This is a genomic window from Marinilabilia rubra, assembly GCF_003121985.1.
GTDB classification, from domain to species: Bacteria; Bacteroidota; Bacteroidia; order Bacteroidales; family Marinilabiliaceae; genus Marinilabilia; species Marinilabilia rubra.
On the sequence record NZ_QEWP01000008.1, the window covers coordinates 224,644 to 243,338 of the forward strand.

The 18,695-nt window shown below is 41.2% G+C and carries 14 protein-coding genes; 7 read left to right on the forward strand and 7 right to left on the reverse strand.

Annotated elements, in window-relative coordinates; all coding sequences use genetic code 11:
- The first annotated feature begins 8 nt into the window (after nucleotides 1–8).
- From DDZ16_RS11865 to DDZ16_RS11875, 3 genes are all read left to right on the forward strand, one after another.
- On the forward strand, nucleotides 9–1,649 hold the full coding sequence (locus DDZ16_RS11865) for a RagB/SusD family nutrient uptake outer membrane protein (protein ID WP_109264688.1): 1,641 nt from the start codon (nucleotides 9–11) through the stop codon (nucleotides 1,647–1,649).
- A gap of 18 nt (nucleotides 1,650–1,667) precedes the next feature.
- The gene (locus DDZ16_RS11870) at nucleotides 1,668–3,455 is read left to right on the forward strand and encodes a SusF/SusE family outer membrane protein (protein ID WP_158275658.1); all 1,788 of its coding nucleotides are present in this window, start codon (nucleotides 1,668–1,670) and stop codon (nucleotides 3,453–3,455) included.
- 91 nt (nucleotides 3,456–3,546) lie between these two features.
- Nucleotides 3,547–6,333 (forward strand): alpha-amylase family glycosyl hydrolase, encoded by a 2,787-nt coding sequence (locus DDZ16_RS11875; protein ID WP_109264690.1) that lies wholly within the window; start codon nucleotides 3,547–3,549, stop codon nucleotides 6,331–6,333.
- Nucleotides 6,334–6,564: 231 nt separating this feature from the next.
- Here DDZ16_RS11875 and DDZ16_RS11880 read toward each other — a convergent pair whose 3' ends face one another.
- Nucleotides 6,565–7,644, reverse strand: coding sequence for a sugar transferase (locus DDZ16_RS11880; protein WP_232526631.1), 1,080 nt, complete (start codon nucleotides 7,642–7,644; stop codon nucleotides 6,565–6,567).
- A gap of 240 nt (nucleotides 7,645–7,884) precedes the next feature.
- Between DDZ16_RS11880 and DDZ16_RS11885 the strand changes: the two genes are divergently transcribed.
- The 3 genes from DDZ16_RS11885 to gcvP all read left to right on the forward strand — a co-directional run bounded on the left by DDZ16_RS11885 (nucleotide 7,885) and on the right by gcvP (nucleotide 12,346).
- The gene (locus tag DDZ16_RS11885) at nucleotides 7,885–8,535 is read left to right on the forward strand and encodes a protein-L-isoaspartate(D-aspartate) O-methyltransferase (protein WP_109264723.1); all 651 of its coding nucleotides are present in this window, start codon (nucleotides 7,885–7,887) and stop codon (nucleotides 8,533–8,535) included.
- A 36-nt stretch (nucleotides 8,536–8,571) separates the two neighbouring features.
- The gene (locus DDZ16_RS11890; protein WP_109264692.1) at nucleotides 8,572–9,213 is read left to right on the forward strand and encodes an MBL fold metallo-hydrolase; all 642 of its coding nucleotides are present in this window, start codon (nucleotides 8,572–8,574) and stop codon (nucleotides 9,211–9,213) included.
- A gap of 262 nt (nucleotides 9,214–9,475) precedes the next feature.
- Nucleotides 9,476–12,346 carry an aminomethyl-transferring glycine dehydrogenase gene (gcvP, locus tag DDZ16_RS11895; protein ID WP_109264693.1) on the forward strand — a complete coding sequence of 957 codons (2,871 nt, stop codon included), beginning with the start codon at nucleotides 9,476–9,478 and terminating at the stop codon, nucleotides 12,344–12,346.
- Between the two features lie 70 nt (nucleotides 12,347–12,416).
- Here the strand turns inward: gcvP and DDZ16_RS11900 are convergent, their stop codons facing one another.
- Nucleotides 12,417–13,010, reverse strand: coding sequence for an ankyrin repeat domain-containing protein (locus DDZ16_RS11900; RefSeq protein ID WP_109264694.1), 594 nt, complete (start codon nucleotides 13,008–13,010; stop codon nucleotides 12,417–12,419).
- Between the two features lie 633 nt (nucleotides 13,011–13,643).
- Between DDZ16_RS11900 and DDZ16_RS11905 the strand changes: the two genes are divergently transcribed.
- The gene (locus tag DDZ16_RS11905) at nucleotides 13,644–14,255 is read left to right on the forward strand and encodes a T9SS type A sorting domain-containing protein (protein WP_109264695.1); all 612 of its coding nucleotides are present in this window, start codon (nucleotides 13,644–13,646) and stop codon (nucleotides 14,253–14,255) included.
- Nucleotides 14,256–14,426: 171 nt separating this feature from the next.
- Here the strand turns inward: DDZ16_RS11905 and DDZ16_RS11910 are convergent, their stop codons facing one another.
- From DDZ16_RS11910 to rsmG, 5 genes are all read right to left on the reverse strand, one after another.
- Nucleotides 14,427–15,404 (reverse strand): D-alanine--D-alanine ligase, encoded by a 978-nt coding sequence (locus DDZ16_RS11910; protein ID WP_109264696.1) that lies wholly within the window; start codon nucleotides 15,402–15,404, stop codon nucleotides 14,427–14,429.
- 31 nt (nucleotides 15,405–15,435) lie between these two features.
- Nucleotides 15,436–16,518, reverse strand: coding sequence for an RluA family pseudouridine synthase (locus DDZ16_RS11915; protein ID WP_109264697.1), 1,083 nt, complete (start codon nucleotides 16,516–16,518; stop codon nucleotides 15,436–15,438).
- A gap of 57 nt (nucleotides 16,519–16,575) precedes the next feature.
- Nucleotides 16,576–17,466 (reverse strand): PASTA domain-containing protein, encoded by an 891-nt coding sequence (locus DDZ16_RS11920; protein ID WP_109264698.1) that lies wholly within the window; start codon nucleotides 17,464–17,466, stop codon nucleotides 16,576–16,578.
- Between the two features lie 257 nt (nucleotides 17,467–17,723).
- On the reverse strand, nucleotides 17,724–17,882 hold the full coding sequence (gene rpmH / locus DDZ16_RS11925) for a 50S ribosomal protein L34 (RefSeq protein ID WP_109264699.1): 159 nt from the start codon (nucleotides 17,880–17,882) through the stop codon (nucleotides 17,724–17,726).
- A gap of 179 nt (nucleotides 17,883–18,061) precedes the next feature.
- Nucleotides 18,062–18,682 (reverse strand): 16S rRNA (guanine(527)-N(7))-methyltransferase RsmG, encoded by a 621-nt coding sequence (rsmG, locus tag DDZ16_RS11930; RefSeq protein ID WP_109264700.1) that lies wholly within the window; start codon nucleotides 18,680–18,682, stop codon nucleotides 18,062–18,064.
- Between the last annotated feature and the right edge of the window lie 13 nt (nucleotides 18,683–18,695).

Consider the following 18,695-nt stretch of genomic DNA (forward strand, 5'->3'; position numbering starts at 1 on the left):
AATGAACGATGAAGAAAATAACAATTCAAAATATTGCAATAGCACTGTTTTTCATCATTGGCCTGGGTTCGTGTGTCGATGATCTGGAACTGGTGCCTATAGATCCCAATCTTGATACTGCTGATAAAGTGTATACAAGTGAGGAGAAGTTTGAACAAGGTCTGGCCAAAATTTATGCAGGATTTGCAGTGTCAGGACAAACCGGTCCTGACGGTGAGGGCGACCTTGGTGGATTTGATGAAGGCCACAGCCAATATTGGCGTGGGTACTTTGTGCTTCAGCAATTGCCTACAGATGAAACAGTGAATGGTTGGGCTGACGGGAATCTTCCAAAAATCAGCCAGGTTAATTGGGGGGCAAACAATGAATTTATTCGTTCTTTCTATTACCGGGCGTTATACCAGGTTTCTTTGGCCAATGAATTTATTCGTCAGGCCAATAACAATGCACAAGAGGATTGGAACGGTGTGCCTCAAATGGTGGCTGAAGCTCGTTTTTTGAGAGCTCTTTCATATTGGCATGCTCTGGATTTATTCGGTAACAGAATTCCTTTTGTGGATGAAAATTCTCCTATTGGGTCAACTTTACCTGAACCTGCTGGTGAAAATGTTCGGGGGCCTGAACTGTTTAACTTTATTGAGTCCGAACTTCTTGAGATTACCGGCGAACAAGGAGATTCTCAAAATATTCTCCCTGATCATTCAAATGCGATGGTCGGTCAGGCCAGTAAAGGTGCTGCCTGGATGCTTTTAGGGAAATTGTATTTGAATCATGCCGTTTATTTGGGACAGGAAAATGATGAGTATTACCAACAAGCAAAAGTTTTTGTTGATAAAGTGATCAACGAAGGTGGGTTTAGTTTGGTTGACGCAGAAGATGTTTCACCGAATGATTCTGCATACAATACTCCTTATGAGTACTTGTTCCTGGCTGATAACTACAGATGTAATAATGAGATTATCTTCTCAATCAACTTTGATGGTGACAACAGTAAAACCTGGGGAGGTACTCCATACATATTGAATGCTTCCATTGGAGGCGAAATGATTCCTTCTGATTATGGTACCAGCGAAGCTTGGGGGGGAAACAGGACTACTGCAAAACTGGTTTCAAAATTTGATAATAGTGATTTGAGGGCTATGTGGTTCACTGAAGGACAGAGTCTTGATATCGCCCAGCTTGATCAGTTTACGCAGGGGTATGCGGTGACCAAGTATAAAAATATTACGCGTGAAGGAGGTTTTGGGTCCAATGGAGGCAATAGTGCTTTTGTTGACATTAATGCACCCGTCTTCAGATTGGCAGATGCTTACTTAATGGCTGCTGAAATTGATTTGAGGTTGAACGGTTCTGTTTCATCAGCCAGCCAGAACTACATAGCTGCTTTGCGCGACAGAGCAGGCGTAGGCATGCCAGGGACCATCGATCTTGATTTTATACTGGATGAGCGGGCCCGCGAGTTATACTGGGAGTGTCACCGACGTACTGACCTGGTACGTTTTGGCAAGTTCTCTGGAGGTGACTATGTATGGCCTTTTAAAGGAGGAGCGGTAAATGGTACCTCAGTAGATGCCAAATTCGATTTGATGCCCATTCCGTTTACCGACATTACAGCTAACCCCAAACTTGAGCAAAACCCGGATTATTAATCGTTAACAATGAGAGAAATGAAAAATATTAAAATATTTGCACTGTTTTTTATGGTGATCGGTTTATTTTCGTCTTGTGAAGATGAACTGGATCCCAAAGTACCTTCCGATGCGGTGGGGCCTGAACTGCTTTCTCCCTCAGGAGGAGGTTCATATGTACTGGAAAAAGTGAATGAAGATCAGGTGTTTGCTACGTTTGATTGGACTGAGGCAGATTTTAAACTACCTGTTGTTGTGGAGTATGCTCTGGAAGTGGATGTTCAGGGTGGTGATTTTTCTAAGCGCAACATATTGCTTTCCAATATTGAGACACCATTAGAAATTTCGGTTTCAGATTTCAATAAAGGATTATTAGCTGCCGGATTTGAAGAAGGTACGGCTCATGATATACAGGTTCGTGTGGTGGCAAATCATGAATTAGTTACTGAACCTATTAACATGACAGTCACTCCTTATTTCGACGTTGATTCATGGACCGTAATCGGAAGTGCGGTAGGAGGCTGGAACCCAGAGAATGACCAGTATATGGACTACGACAAAGAGGCGGGAGTTTACAGGCTTACTCTTGATCTTTCACCGGGTGAGTTTAAATTCAGAGCACCTAATAAAGATGCTGACAATCCCTGGGCGTTTAACCTAGGGCTGGATGGTGATCCACGTACTATATTCGATGAGGAGAATGTAGTGTTAAGTGATGGAGGCGCTAATATTGGTACTACAGGAGGTAACTATACTCTTATTTTGGATGTAAATGCTGGAACATTTACCATTATTCAAAATGAAGCGCCTGAATTGACTGATTGGACAGGAGTTGTCCTTGATGCTGTTGGGTCCGGAATTAGTTCAGATAACCCTGATGCCACAGCTGATGGCAGTAGTTGGAATTGGGGCAATGTGCTTGTTGCTGATAACGAGGGAGCACCCACTTCAAGTGCAGGCGTTTATACCTGGACATGGGAAGGAATCATTCTCGAGGCCAACGAAGGCTTTAAGCTCCGGACTCTTAACGGGGAACCAGCTCCGCAAAATGAGATAGCTTTTGATTTAGGTTATGGTGCACTTGATGTTGATAATAGTTCTGAATTAGTAGTTGATGCTGACGGAAATCTTTCTGTAACAGAGAAAGGGGAGTATGATATTACTCTTGTTGTTGATGCCATAAACGGTGACATTAAAACTGTTACTATCACTGAATCCGCTCCTGCAACCTTGTACATGATTGGTGGTACCATCGGCGGATGGGACTGGGCTGCTAACAGCATTGAAATGATTCCTGTTCATAGCCATGAAAATCTGTACTGGAAAATTGTTTGGATGGAAGCTGGTACTGATGGGTTTAAGTTTTCACCTGTTATGGACTGGGGAGATGATTTTGGAATGGCCGAAGATCTTGGCGGAGGTGAGTACTCTTTTGGGGGAGATAATATTTCTGCTCCTGTCGAGAGTGGTTATTACATGGTAGTTGTTGATTTGGAGGCAGAAAAGATTTCAGTTGTTGAACCTGAGGTTTACCTTATTGGTGATGCAGTAGGAAGCTGGGATGCCGCTAATGAGGCTGCTAAATTCACCATTGACAATGCCAATGAAAAACTTTCATTCCAGGGAACGCTCAACAATGCAGAGCTTAGAATGTATGCATGGCATTCGTATTTTACCGACTGGTGGCAGTCAGAATTTATGATCTTTGATGGTAATATCGAATATCGTGGTAATGGTGGTGATCAGGACCGTGTAAATGTGGATGCAGGTGATTATATTATAGATCTGAATTTTAAGAATGAAACCGGCTCAGTTACTTTGCAGTAACATTGGCTTTACTATTATTCACGGGATCAGGATTCTCTGGTCCCGTGTTTTTCTTTTCAGACTATTACTTTTTATCAAAAGGACATATTGTATGAAACAAATCTTTTTAATAATTGCCTTGTTGTTTATGGGTATTTCCGGAATAGCCCAGGTCGTTACTTCCGATCCGGCTTTACCTACTGCCGATTCTGGAGTGACCATTACATTTCATGCCGATCAGGGCACAGGTGGACTGAAGGATTATACAGGAGATGTGTATGCCCATACCGGGGTTATTACCAACGCTAGTACTGATGGTGGTGACTGGATGCATGTCATTGCAGATTGGGGAGTGAATGTGGATGCGGCTAAAATGACTCGTGTTTCAGATAACACTTATGAATTACAGATATCTCCGGACATCCTTACATATTATGGTGTTGATGAAACAGAGACGGTTTTGCAGATGGCTTTTGTTTTCCGAAGTGGAGAGCAAGTTGGAGGCTCGTACCTGGAAGGAAAGGCTGAGGGAGGCGAGAATATCTTTGTAGATGTATATGAAGCCGGTTTAACCGCTGTTATTTCCACCCCTGATGATGGCGTACTCTTTAGCCCCGGCGAAACAGTTGATGTTGAAGGACAAGGACAACAATCCACCTCTCTGGAGTTGTTTCTGAACGGCAACTCTGTTGCTACTTCTGCTTTACAGGAATTAAATCATACTTTTTCTGCTCCTTCTTCGGGAAGTCATGAGTTAGTGTTGGTAGCCACTGCTGATGGAGAAACGGATGCTGATACGGTTAATTTTTATATCAAAGAACCTGTTGTTAATGAAGCTTTACCGGCAGGACTAAATAAAGGAGTAAATATTATTGATGACAACACTGCGACCTTCGTTCTTCAAGCTCCAGAAAAATCTTATGTGTATATAATAGGCGATTTTAATGATTGGGAACCTCGTCCCGAAGCCCAGATGAAAAAAGACGGTGAGATGTTTTGGTTAACTGTTGCAGATCTTCAGCCAAACACAGAGTATGCTTACCAATATTACATAGATGGTGATGTGAAAGTGGCTGATCCTTATACCAATAAAGTGCTTGATCCTTGGAATGATAAATATATTCCTGAAGATATTTATCCAAATCTTAAGCCGTATCCCAAAGCAAATGGTGCAGAAGGAATTATTTCTGTATTTAGTACCACTCCTGATGTCTATCAATGGAAAACATCCGACTTTACACCTCCGGCCAGCGAAGATCTGGTGATTTATGAATTATTGATCCGAGATTTTACCGCCAACCAGGATATTAAAACGGTCACCGATACGCTTGATTATCTTCAAAGATTGGGTGTGAATGCCATTGAATTAATGCCTTTTAATGAGTTTGAAGGCAATGATAGTTGGGGATACAATCCTTCATTTTACTTTGCAACAGACAAGGCTTACGGAACCTTAAATGACTATAAAGAGTTTGTGGATGAGTGCCACGCCCGCGGTATTGCCGTGATTATGGATATGGTTTTGAACCATAGTTACAGTCAGTCGGCTTTTGCTCAGATGTACCTGGATGGAGGAAAACCAGCTTCCAATAATCCCTGGTACAACAGAGATCACAATATGGAAAATACCGCTGCTCAGTGGGGATACGACTTTAATCATGAGAGTCCTTATACAAGAGAATTGGTTGATAGTATTAATTCTTTCTGGATGTCTGAGTTAAGAGTCGATGGCTTTCGCTTCGACTTTACCAAAGGTTTTACTAATAAAACTTATGGTCCCAGTTCATGGGCAAGTGAGTACGATGCCAGTCGCATTCAAATTCTAACACGGATGGCAGGTGAAATATGGAGCCAAAACCCAGATGCTTTTGTCATCTTCGAGCATCTCGCTGATAATTCAGAAGAAAAAGTCTTAGCGAATAATGGCATTCTCCTTTGGGGAAATATGAATCATCCTTTTAGTGAAGCCATTATGGGGTATCATGAAGATAGCAAGTCAGATTTTTCCTGGGCCTCTTATAATTTAAGAGGATGGAATAACCCTAATGTTCTTGCATACATGGAAAGCCACGATGAAGAACGCGTAATGTACAGAGCTTTAAATTATGGGAATGCTGCTGCTGGATATCAGGTTTCAGAACTGGAAAATGCCTGTATGAGGGTAGGAATGGCATCTGTGTTTTTAATGTCTATTCCCGGCCCCAAGATGATTTGGCAGTTTGGAGAGTTGGGGTATGACATTAGCATCGATGAAGGTGGGCGTCTTGGGCAAAAACCCCCAAAATGGGATTATCTGGAAAATTATGCTCGCGAATCATTATGGGAGTTTTATGCCAATATTATTAACCTTAAGGTAAACCAGTCTGTGTTTCGAACAGCTGACTATGAGATGGATGTGGCCAATTCTGTTAAGAGGATTAGTTTAAATGGTGAAGAGGTTGATGTTAGACTTGTAGGTAATTTCGGGCTAACCAATTCAGGGAAGGCTCCTTTTTTTAGTCGTACCGGTTGGTGGTACAATCATTTCCAGGGTGATAGTATTAATGTTACGGATCCTAATATGGTGGTTACCCTTCGTCCGGGTGAGTTTGCTTTTTTTACATCTAAGAAGTTGGAAGGGTTCAAAAACGTCACCTCCTCAGGACCTGAAATATTTGAACATACCTCTGATATTGAAATTTTCCCAAATCCGGTTGATGATGAGCTGAATATTTTGAGCGAAAGGACAACGGATATCGGAAACATCTTTGTTTATGATTTGTCTGGTCGTGTAGTATTTGAAAGAAAGGCCGGCGGTCAAACTACTTTTAATTTAGAGGGCTTGGCTTCAGGTCTTTATCTTTTGGAGATTAGGATGAAAGATGAGCGTTCCTCATGGCAAAAGTTTATAAAGAAGTAGAGGGAAATAAAGAGATTAGATTAAAGCACCCCAAAAGGCAGGGATTGGTCCCGGCCTTTTGGGGTGCTAGTGTGACAATTACTAAATTCATTCACTAATTTCAGGCGCTTTTTTCCTTTCTGCTTCGTTGGGGTTTGCTAACCATAGCTAAGGCTATGCTTAGCAAACCCCGCCTTGCATAAAGAAAAAAATCACATAAAATTCAAGTAAACCAATTTAATAAATATCACACTAGCTGTTTATCTTGCTCTTAAGCGTGAGCCACCGAATCAGAGGTTCATTTGAGTTTGTGAGCGTTTTAATTTGAGCTTCTCTTTTGATTTTTCGTTTTGGCGAGGGATCGTAAAAAGTTTTCAGAAAAATGTATCGCACAGTATTTGCCAATATCTTCAGATCCATTAAGAAGGTGGGATTGTTGAGATAAACAATGTCATAATAGAGGCGATCTGTCATCTCCGTTACCGAACTTGCATAGCCATATTTAATCATTCCCAGAGACGTTAATCCAGGCTTCTCCTGGTAAATAATTTTGTAATATGGAATCTTGTTGGTTAAGAGTTCTGCAAAGTGGGGTCTTTCAGGTCTTGGACCAACCAGGGCCATGTCTCCCTTCAGAATATTCCAAAATTGGGGTAGTTCATCCATATGCCAGTATCTTAGTATCTTCCCTGCAGTAGTAATTCTTTTGTCACTGTCAGACGATAGTTGAGGTCCCCTTGCTTCTGCCGAAAGATACATTGTTCTGAATTTATATAGGTAAAAGGGTTTTGCATACAATCCTAACCGTTTTTGTTTGTAAAATATTGGGCCTTTAGAAGTAGCTTTTATGAAAATTGCCATAAACGGGAAGACAAGAGTTGTGATAAAAATTCCTGCCAGGGCAATTGCATAGTTGAAAATTGTTTTTAAGCTTTTATCAATAAGGCTTTTGTGATTGGAAAGAAGTCTGATGTGAGGGAGGTCGTTGCTTTTGTTAACTTGAATGAGGGATGAAAAAAGATCGAACTTCACCGGCACTAATTTTATCGTTGCACGTGAAAGTCTGAGAGAAACAAGTAATTCCTGAGAAATTTCATTTCTTTCAGGAGATCCGACAATTAAAATCTGAGATGGAGGGTTTTTCAGGATCTCTGTATGGAAGTCAGTTGTGCCACCAAGCCTTGCGAAAGATTCCGGCAGTTCTTCTTTCCCAAAATACCCGTAGTTGCTGCAGTTAAGCGATTCAAGGTACTCTTCAATTCTTTCAAGGATTATTTTTGAGGGAGTTTTGAAAAACAAAAGAAATACGGTGGTTTTTTTTTTCTTTTTCATTGTTTTCCTGAATGTGATTCCTATATTTTAAACTTTATTAGTTCTTGTAACAGTTTATCCTTGTGGTTATATACTTAAATATAACAGAAAAGGTTATTGCTGTCAAAGGTGTATCTTTTATTCCTATACTATCTAAGTACGTATTATTTCTGATTTTGGTATTCAGCCAATCCGAAAAAGTTGCTTCGGGTTGAGACAAGGTTTTTGCTTTCCAGTTATGTTAATGCTATTTTTGCCTTTATGGAATCAAATGACTCGTTTAGGCATAAAGGGTTACGTAATCGGCTTGTTCAGGAAATTCAAAAAAAAGGCATTTCTGACCAGAAAGTTCTTCAGGCAATAGGAAAAGTTCCCAGACATCTTTTCATGGACAGCTCCTTTATTCAAATGGCCTATAAAGATCAGGCATTCCCTATTGGCCAGGGACAGACTATTTCACAGCCTTATACAGTGGCCATCCAAACCAGCTTATTGGAGGTTGAACCCGGTGATCGAATTATGGAAATAGGTACCGGATCAGGATATCAGGCAGCTGTTTTAGATGATATGGGGGCTTCTGTTTTCTCCATTGAGCGTCAAAAGCGATTGTTTCAAAAAACTTCCAGATTTCTTCCTTCCATAGGTTATAAAGATATACGTTTGTTTCTGGGAGATGGCAACGAAGGTCTGCCGGCTTTTGCCCCCTTTGATAAGATTATTGTTACAGCAGGCATTTCTGATATTCCTGCAAGCCTGCTTGTTCAGTTAAAACCTGGTGGCTATATGGTAATTCCTCTCGGCGAGCGATCGCAAACAATGACCCGCATCAAGCGTTTAAATGAAGACGACTTTGAACAGGAAACTTTTGGTGAGTTCGCTTTTGTGCCTATGTTGAAAGGCATTGCAAAATAATATTTGAAAGAAAAACATCTAAAGAATATTGTGATTATGATTTATGTAGAAAATCTCGTTTTTAATCCATTTCAGGAAAACACCTATATTGTCTATAATGATAAAAAGGATTGTGCCATTGTTGATCCCGGGATGTTGTTTCCCCAGGAGGAGGAGATGCTGGTTGACCGGATTAACTCATTGGGTTTAACCCCAAAGCTTTTGTTACAAACACACCTTCATGTGGATCATGTTCTTGGAGCAGCCTTTGTCGCCAAAACATGGGGCATTTTACCGATGGCCCATGAAGGAGATGATTTTTTAGTTGGACAGGCAAAAAATATGGCAGCCGGCTTTGGAATGGACTTAAAAGAAAATCCACCTGCACCTGATAAGCATTTACGAGAAGGTGACATTATTGAGTTGGGAGAGGTTAAGTTTGAAGTGATTCATCTTCCGGGGCATTCCCCTGGAGGTATTGCCTTTTATGCCAAAGATGAAAAAGTACTCCTGGTTGGCGATGTTTTGTTTAAAGGAAGTGTTGGCCGATCAGATTTACCCGGTGGTAATCAGCATGAATTAATTGATGCTATACAAACAAAACTATTGGTTTTGCCCGAGGATGTTAAGGTTTATTCAGGGCATGGACCGGTAACGACTATTGGAGAGGAGAAAAGAACCAATCCTTTTTTGCAGTAAGATAAATTGTTCCTCAGGTTTTGATAAAAATCATTGGACCGTATTCTATAAAATTAGTTCTTTTGGTACATCTTAAGTTGAGCGGTTGGAATTAAATAAACAAACGCTTTTCTTATCCCGAAACATCGGGACGAAATAGATAATTTTAGTTTTTCATCTTTGATACAAGGAGAAAATCTTACATTTTTTTGATCGATTGTATTAGGATCGGTCAAGCAGGGTGATACTTATTAATGTTTTTTTATTATCCAACTATTACGATATGAGTCAATTTGCAGACCGGCACATTGGTCCGTGTGCCACCGAGGTGGATCTGATGCTTGAAAAGATTGGTGCTACATCTCTTGATGATCTTATTTACCAGGCTGTTCCTGATGGTATCAGACTAAAGGAAGAGTTGAATCTTTCTCCGGCCCTTTCGGAGCAGGAATACATGCAGAGAATAAGGGGCATAGCCTCCAAGAACAAAGTGTTTAAGACTTATATCGGGATGGGGTATTATGATACCATAAGTCCTTCAGTCATTATCCGAAATGTTCTGGAGAATCCTGTATGGTATACCTCCTACACTCCTTATCAGGCCGAAATTTCTCAAGGCCGATTGGAAGCTTTGTTGAATTTTCAAACAATGGTTTCCGAACTTACAGGTATGGCACTGGCCAATGCATCCCTTTTGGATGAGGCCACTGCTGCCGCTGAAGCCATGATTATGATGTTCAATACCCGAAGCAGAAGTCAGGCGAAAGCGGGGGTCAACACTTGTTTTGTAGATGCTGTCGTCTGGCCGCAAACAAAAACTGTTCTGGAGACTCGTGCCACTCCGTTGGGTATTAATCTTGAATTTGGAGAAGCTGGCAAAGATTCTTTTGATTCTGAAAAGCATTTTGGTGCCATTGTGCAATTTCCTGATGCAAACGGGGAGATTCGGGACTTTAGTGCCTTTGCAGGTGAGGTCCACAATGCAGGTGGAAAATTAGCTGTTGGCGCTGATCTGCTGTCGCTTTCAATAATTTCACCTCCCGGAGAATGGGGGGCAGATATTGTCTTCGGGTCCTCGCAAAGATTTGGCGTTCCCCTTTACTATGGAGGACCACATGCCGCTTTCTTTGCAGCAGGAGAGGAGTTTAAAAGACATATGCCGGGACGTATTATCGGTGTTTCAAAAGATGCCACCGGAAAACCGGCTTTAAGAATGGCACTTCAGACGCGTGAACAGCATATAAAAAGAGAAAGGGCGACCTCAAATATTTGTACAGCCCAGGCCTTATTGGCAACTATGGCCGGTTTTTATGGAGTATGGCATGGGGCTGACGGACTTAAAGAGATTGCTTCTAAAATTCACGGATTGGCCACTCGTTTAAATGAGGCTCTTGATAGTAAAGGATTCAAAGCTCTCAATAAAACATATTTCGACACTTTGCGATTTAAGCTTCCGGAATCGATAGTAGTTGACGAATTGAGGGCGATGATGTTGGAGAAGGGTATTAATCTTCGGTATTTTGAAGACTCAACCCTGATCGGAATCAGTATCGATGAAACCACTTCTGAAGAAGATGTTCAGGATTTAATAGATATTTTGCTGCATGTTGCTGATCAAACAAGTGTCAACATTCATGATATAAAAGGGAACGAAGGTATTCCTGCGGAAATGAAGCGGAAATCTAAGTTTATGGAACAGGAGGTTTTTAACAACTGCCGTTCCGAAACGGAGATGATGCGCTACATCAAGCGTCTGGAGCGCAAAGATATATCTCTTGCCCACTCAATGATTTCATTGGGTTCATGCACGATGAAACTTAATGCCGCATCAGAGTTGTTTTCGCTTACATGGCCTGAATTTACCTCTATCCATCCATTTGTTCCGGTTGACCAGGCAAGAGGTTATCATGAAATGATGGATGAACTAAGGGCAGATCTTGCCGAAATTACAGGATTGGCAGATGTCAGCCTTCAGCCTAATTCAGGAGCTGCGGGAGAGTATGCAGGGTTGATGGTTATTCGTACATACCACCAAAGCAGAAATGAAGGCCATCGAAATGTTGCCCTGATTCCCTCTTCGGCTCATGGAACCAATCCGGCAAGTGCTGTAATGGCGGGGATGAAGGTCGTTGTCGTAAAGTGTGATGAGATGGGTAATATTGACATGAATGATCTTCGTGAGAAAGCTGAAAAGCATAGTAAAGAGCTTTCCTGCATTATGGTTACCTATCCTTCTACTCATGGTGTTTTTGAATCATCCATAAAGGAGTTGTGCAATGTTATTCATCACCATGGTGGCCAGGTTTACATGGATGGTGCCAATATGAATGCTCAGGTAGGTATTACCAGTCCCGGACTTATTGGTGCTGATGTTTGCCATCTTAATCTTCATAAAACTTTTTCCATCCCTCACGGTGGCGGAGGGCCGGGTGTCGGGCCTATTGCTGTGGCATCGCATCTTGCAGTATTCCTGCCCGGACATGCCGTGATTGATAATATGCGTGATGGTATTTCTGCCGTCGCAGCTGCTCCCTGGGGTAGTCCCGGTGTTCTGCCTATTACTTATGGCTACATAAAAATGATGGGTGCAGGGGGCTTGAAGAAAGCCACTCAGGTTGCTATCCTGAACGCTAATTACCTGGCCGTTGAGCTCAAGGATGATTATGGTATTTTATATACCGGAGAGAGTGGACGTGTAGGCCACGAGATGATTCTTGAATGCCGGAAACTTAAAGCCGCTACCGGAATTAGTGAAATAGATATTGCCAAGCGTTTGATCGATTATGGTTATCATGCACCAACAGTGTCTTTCCCGGTTCATGGAACTTTGATGATTGAGCCTACGGAAAGTGAATCTAAAGAGGAGATGGATCGTTTTTTAGATGCATTGAAGGCTATTTATGCCGAAATAAAAGAGGTGGAAGCAGGTATTGCTGATAAAGCTGATAATGTGTTGAAAAATGCTCCCCATCCGGATTATGTTGTTGTTACGGATGCCTGGGAACGCCCTTATGGCCGGGAGAAAGCAGCATTCCCTTTAGCCTGGGTGCGCGAAAATAAATTTTGGCCTGCCATTGCTCGGGTAGATGATGCATATGGCGATCGAAATTTAGTTTGCACCTGCGAACCGCTTGAAAATTATCAGGATAATTAAAATATAAAAAAGCCCGGGGCTCATTTTCAGTTCCGGGCTTTTTTTTGTGATTAAAATTTCCTGTAAAGGCTTATTTCAATAATTCGGCAATGGCGGTATGGCCATTTTGACTGGCAAAAGCAGCAGCATTATCTCCGTCAATGTCTGTAAGGCTTTTGTCAGCACCGTGTTTGATCAATACTTTTACAACTTCCGTATTCCCCTCGGCAGCTGCATACATCAGTGGGGTAAAATGCTCAATACTGTCGATGGCGTTGATATCACTTCCTTTTTCGAGTAAGGATTCAACGGTTGTGGGATATGGGCCTGAAGCTGCAAAGTGAAGCGGTGTTAAACCCTTTTGATCAGATATGTTTATTGAGGCTCCTTTTTCTATTAATAATTTTACAGCATCGGTATGACCATTAAAAGCAGCCAGCATCAATGGGGTGTGTCCATCACCGTTAAGTAAATCTGCCTCAGTGTTCGAATTTAAACTTTTCTCTAATGCTTCAACGTTTCCTTCAAACGCAGCCTGGTGGATGGGGACACCCGGATCAGGCTGAGAGTTTTGTGTTGGTTCTGTTTTGCTTTCTTGTTGTGGCTTCTTTTGGTCAGAGCTGGTTTTACAGGACCATAAAGCAATGGTTAAACCCAGAGTAAGTGCCAGAATCGTTTTTGTCATTTTGATTATCCTTATTGTGTTTTAATTTATAAACGTCAAAACTAATGTATTATTGATCCATTTGAAAGAAAAACGGATAATGCTTTTACAAAATTATATTCGTCTAAAATTACTGTTAACGGTCGGCGAATTCTGATTTCTAAATGGTTTTGGCCCGTGTTTCCCGAATAAGCGGGACTTTTTAGGAGGAAAGCAAAACATCTGTTAACTTAAAAAAAGTAAATGCTCACGGTTTTTTGTTGTTTTGAGAGAATGCTTTTCTACTTAAAAATTTAAAATCACCAGCCTTGTGAATGGTTTTGTGACACTTGTTGCTTTTTAACAAAAAAATGTTTCCACTGCAAGTAATGAACTGCTGTTTTAATATTTTATTACCATGTTTGGTGAAAAAGGGGTGGTATTGTCAAAAATGCTTTCGTGATCCCAATTAGTCTGTCAAAAATTAATTGTATGTGAAATAAATATAGTTAAATGTTTATTCGATGCTCCAAAAATAGGGGTATGGTTAAGAATTTGTAAAATAAAGGACTTTTTTATCGTAAAATTTGGTGACTGCTTCAAACCGGTTTATGTTTGCAGTGTGTTCTTACAAAAAGGCACAAGAACTAAAGTTTTACTTAAAAATTTTCAACTATGAAAGCAAAAAAGTTTTTATCAGTAGTAGCACTATCCGTGCTAATGGTTGCAGGAGTTTCTTCAGCTTTTGCCAAAGGGAAAATTACTGTTTATCCTTATTTGGATACTAACTATGCATTAGTATCTGCGTTGAACGAAGAATTAGTTGATTTCTCTGTCGAGATTAAAGCAACAAATGGTGACCTGGTTTATTCGAGTGGAAAAGTAGGTAGCAGTGCTCATTTCAATAAGTTGTTTGACTTTTCAGAGCTGAGTGACGGAAAGTACATAGCTGTATTGAAAAGCGGAAACAAAACTTTTCTTGAAGATGAGTTTGTGGTTTCAGGCGGAAAACTGAAAAGCAAAAAAGCTGTTTCTGAAAAAGATGAAGAATTAGCAGCCAAAGTATGGACAAAAAGCGATTTTCTTTTTGTGAGTTATTTGAACAGGTCTTATGAAAACTATAAGTTGAAATTGAAAGACGAAAGCGGGAATGTCTTGTTCGAATCCTCATTGCCTAAAAAACTGACTTATTCCGGAAAATTTGATGTTTCAACGTTGCCTTCCGGTAAGTATTATGTAAGTTTAGTTTCAGGAAAAAATGTGAGTAGTTATGCAATCAGAAAGTAATCAACAGGACGACCATCAATCCCACCAACAGCTGAATGGCTGTGTTCTTTACCCGGGTGTATCTTCAGAGTTTAAGATGCACCCGTTATTTTTTATAAGCGTTGCTGCGTTCAATGTTGACTTCCCAAAACTCCAAACTCTCAACTTAGAACCCAGAGTTCTTATACCCGACTACCCCCTTTCGATCGCATCTTCAATAATATCTGTTATAACTTCCTGCATAGTCATACCAAGTGCTTCCACCTGTTGGGGGATAAAGCTCGTGGGGGTCATGCCGGGGGTTGTGTTTACCTCCAGCATAAATATCTTCTTGTCGGTAATGATGTAATCGACCCTCACAATGCCTTTGCAGTTCAGGATGTCATAGATTAGTGAGGTTATTTTCTGAATCTTTTCTGTTAATTCGTCTGAGATCCTGGCAGGTGTTATTTCTATGGCTTTTTCAGCATTGTATTTGGCCTCAAAATCGAAGAATTCATTTTTGCTTATGACTTCTGTTAATGGCATTACAACTTCTTTCTCTGTGGTTTTGTAAATGCCACAGGTTACCTCTGTGCCTTCCATCAGGCCTTCAACCAATGCTTCGTTGCTTTCTTCAAAAGCTTTATCAAAGGCCGGGGCTAACTCTTCAGGGGTTTTTACTTTAGAAATTCCAAAGCTGGACCCGCCTGCATTGGGTTTTACAAAACAAGGTATGCCAATTCTTCCAATAATGTCTTCGGAGTTGTACTCACGGCCTTTTCTAAGAAGTATAGAATCAGCAACAGCCACCCCAAAACCTTTAAGATAGGTATTGCAGGTAAATTTGTTAAAGGTAAGGGCTGCAGGAAGTACATCGCTGGTTGTGTGGGGAATGCCCAGCATTTTTAAATAGCCCTGAAGCAATCCGTCCTCTCCGGGTGTGCCATGAATTGTAATGTAGAGACAATCAAAGTTGATTCTTTCTCCATCCTGAATGAATGTGAAATCGTTTTTATCTATTGGTATTTCCTGATCGTCATAGGTTACAACCCATTTTTTGTCTGTGATAAGAACTGAAAAAACATTGTATCTGGATGGATCGATGAAGGAGCGAATGCCTTCAGCACTTTTTCGGCTAACGACTAGTTCTGAAGAGTAGCCTCCGTATATGATTCCTACGTTCTTCATGCTTTGGGGGTTTTATTGCCCTGATTTTGAATTAATCAATGTCCCTTCCTGAAATATAACCTTTCCATTTTTCAATGGCTTTTACCATGTCATTGGGAAGAGAGGTGTCAAATTCCATAAATTCCCCTGTTTCGGGGTGTTCAAATCCCAGTGTTTTGGCATGCAGCGCCTGTCTGGGAAGTATCTTAAAACAGTTGTTTACGAACTGTTTGTATTTGGTGAAAGTGGTGCCCTTTAGAATTTGGTCACCTCCATAACGTTCATCATTGAATAGTGTATGTCCAATGTGCTTGAGATGAACACGGATTTGGTGTGTTCTTCCGGTCTCCAGTTTGCACTGCACCAAAGTAACATAACCCAATCTCTCCAAAACTTTGAAGTGCGTAACGGCGGGTTTTCCATGAGATTCATCAGCATAAACAGTCATTTGTTTGCGGTCGCGGATGCTTCGGCCAATGTTTCCGGTTATAGTACCTTCATCATCTTTGATTGTTCCCCAAACAATGGCCTGATAGGTGCGGGCTGTTGTTTTGTGAAAAAACTGACGGGCCAGATGTGTTTTGGCTTCTTCAGTTTTGGCAACAACAAGTAGTCCGGATGTGTCCTTGTCAATTCGATGCACCAATCCCGGACGAGGGTCGTTGCTCTGAAACCAGGGGTGGTCTTTGAGGTGCCAGGCCAATGCATTGACCAATGTTCCTGTGTAGTTACCGTAACCTGGGTGCACCACCATGCCGGGTGCTTTGTTGACAACAATCAGTGTGTCATCTTCATAAACTATGTTTAGGGGAATGTCTTCCGGGATGATCTCAATCTCCCGGGGCGGCCAGGCCATTTCGATGGTGATAACATCTCCCGGCTTTACTTTATAGTTGGCTTTGACTGGGTTGCCATTTACCAGAATGCTGCCAGCAGCCGCTGCGTCCTGAATTTTGTTTCTGGACGCGTTTTCAATCCTGTTTACCAGAAATTTGTCAATTCTAAGGGCGTTTTGACCTGCGTCTGCAACAAAACGATAATGTTCGTAAAGCGTTTGGCTTGCATTTTCTTCGGAGCCATCGTTAATTATCTCGTCCAGTTCGTCTGTCTCTTCAAATTCTTGTTCGTCCTTCATGCCTTTTGCTGTTTAGAAAGCTTCCCGAACCAGCGGGAAATAAACGATGGTATTTGTTTAAAAGAATTTTTCTTCCTCTTCGGTCGATTCAAAGTCTTCGTTGTTGTCAATTATTATTTCCTCCTGTAGTTCTATGTCAACCGAATCTGTTAAAGCAGAATCAGGCATAATGAAGGAGGAATCAGTGGTGAGCCAAATATCGATAGAAGCACCCAGCCTGAGCTGTCTGTCGCTGGATTCATCAGGACGCTGTTTCCATATAAACGCATTTAGCGTATCCTCTTTGCTTACTACCGTTGTGTCATAAATCTGAGCGCCTATGTTTAGGGAAAGGTTTTGACTTACCTCCCTGGCTTCATCAAAATAAAGACCAATAAGATCAGGAACTGCCGTTGTCTGGTTACTTAAACCTTTACCTACTATCAGGTCAATCACTGCTCCTCTTTCGAGAGGCTTGCCGGCTTCGATGGGTTTGCCTTTGTAATGTTGGCCTAACACCAGGTTGGTATACTCCGAAGGCACATAAATCAATTGGCCTACCTTAAGTCCGAATGATTCCAGCATTACCCTTGCGTTTCTGATGCTGTAGTCAATAACATCCGGCATCTGCACCTTCTCGGGGGCCCATGAGTTAATGGTGAAGAAGATGTTGCGGTTTTTTTTGACCATGCTTCCCGCTTCCGGAGTTTGCTCAATCACAATTCCCGGAGGGACATCGTCTACATAAATGGAATCGACAATGGCATATCTCAGATCATTCTTATCAACAATTGGCTTGAATTGTTTTTCGGTGAGTCCTGTGAAATCGGGGACTTCAAAACCGTTTCCATGACGGGTATAGAGTCTCAGCCCCATGAAGGCTAAGAAGATAATGAGACACCCTGCAAGAAATAAAATGCCCACATGTTTGCCAAAAGGTTTGCTGAATATGGTTTTAAAAAATGACATCGTACCTGGTTTTTGAATGTCTTCAAAAATAACACAAAATCACCAAACAAAAGGAACGAATTGTGTTGATAAAAAGAAAGGGCCTCTTGAGGCCCTTTGCTTTTGTTTTGTTCCTTTCCTGAAAGAATAAAGTTCATTCAGGAATAATGTGGTTTTGCCTGATATAAAAGACGCAATTAAGGACATGTGAACTTAATTACTATGGCATATCTAATGGTCTAATGGCCGTTTGTGACAAACAACCTGAGTCTCCACTATTATGCTTTATGCCTTTTTTCGTTACTTACAGTAAGTCTTTTCCGGCCTTTGGCGCGACGAGATGCCAATACACGACGTCCATTGACTGTGGTCATTCTTGATCGGAAGCCATGCTTATTTCTTCTCTTACGGTTCGATGGTTGAAATGTCCTTTTCATTTGATTGATTTTTTGTTTAAGCCTTTTGAAAAATTGCCTTTTCGAATGCTTTCCTTAAGAGAAAGGGTCTTGAAGCAATCTATTCGTTGGCTATGTTTTTATTAATGCCTTATTTTCAGAAATTCGGACTGCAAAAATACAAGTTTTTTTTGTCTCCCAAAAACTTTATGCTTTAATTTTCACAAAGGAAGGTGGATTACTTTCTTGGTTTCGAAAAATGGTTCATCAAACCACTCACTGATTTCGTTGACAAAAATCCGGTTTTTAAAGGGGCTTAACTCTGCTTCAAGGTTGCCTCCTTTAAGGTAAAGGATGCCATTTGGAATGGCATTTTGGGGCTTGGTGGAGACAAGGTGCCGTGATTGTTTGACAAAGTCGGGCAGGTTGGTGACTGCGCGGCTAACAATGAAATCAAATTTCCCTTTAAAATCTTCGGAGCGTGACTGGACTGCCTTTGTGTTTTTTAAGCCTAACTCACCGGAGACTGCATTGACCACTTTTATTTTCTTAGCAATTGAATCTAAAAGGGTGAATTTTACCTCAGGAAACAATATACTGAGAGGGATTCCCGGAAAACCCCCACCGGTTCCTACATCAATGATTTTTGTTCCCGGGGTGAAGGTTATAAATCTTGCAATTGCCAGAGAATGCAGTACATGATGTGTATAAAACATGTCCATGTCTTTTCTGGAGATTACATTTATTTTGCTGTTCCAATCCTGGTAAAGGTGCTGTAGTGCTTTGAACTGCTCTTTTTGTAAAGGGGAGAGATTCGGGAAATATTTATGAATTATGTCCATGTTGGGTATTCAA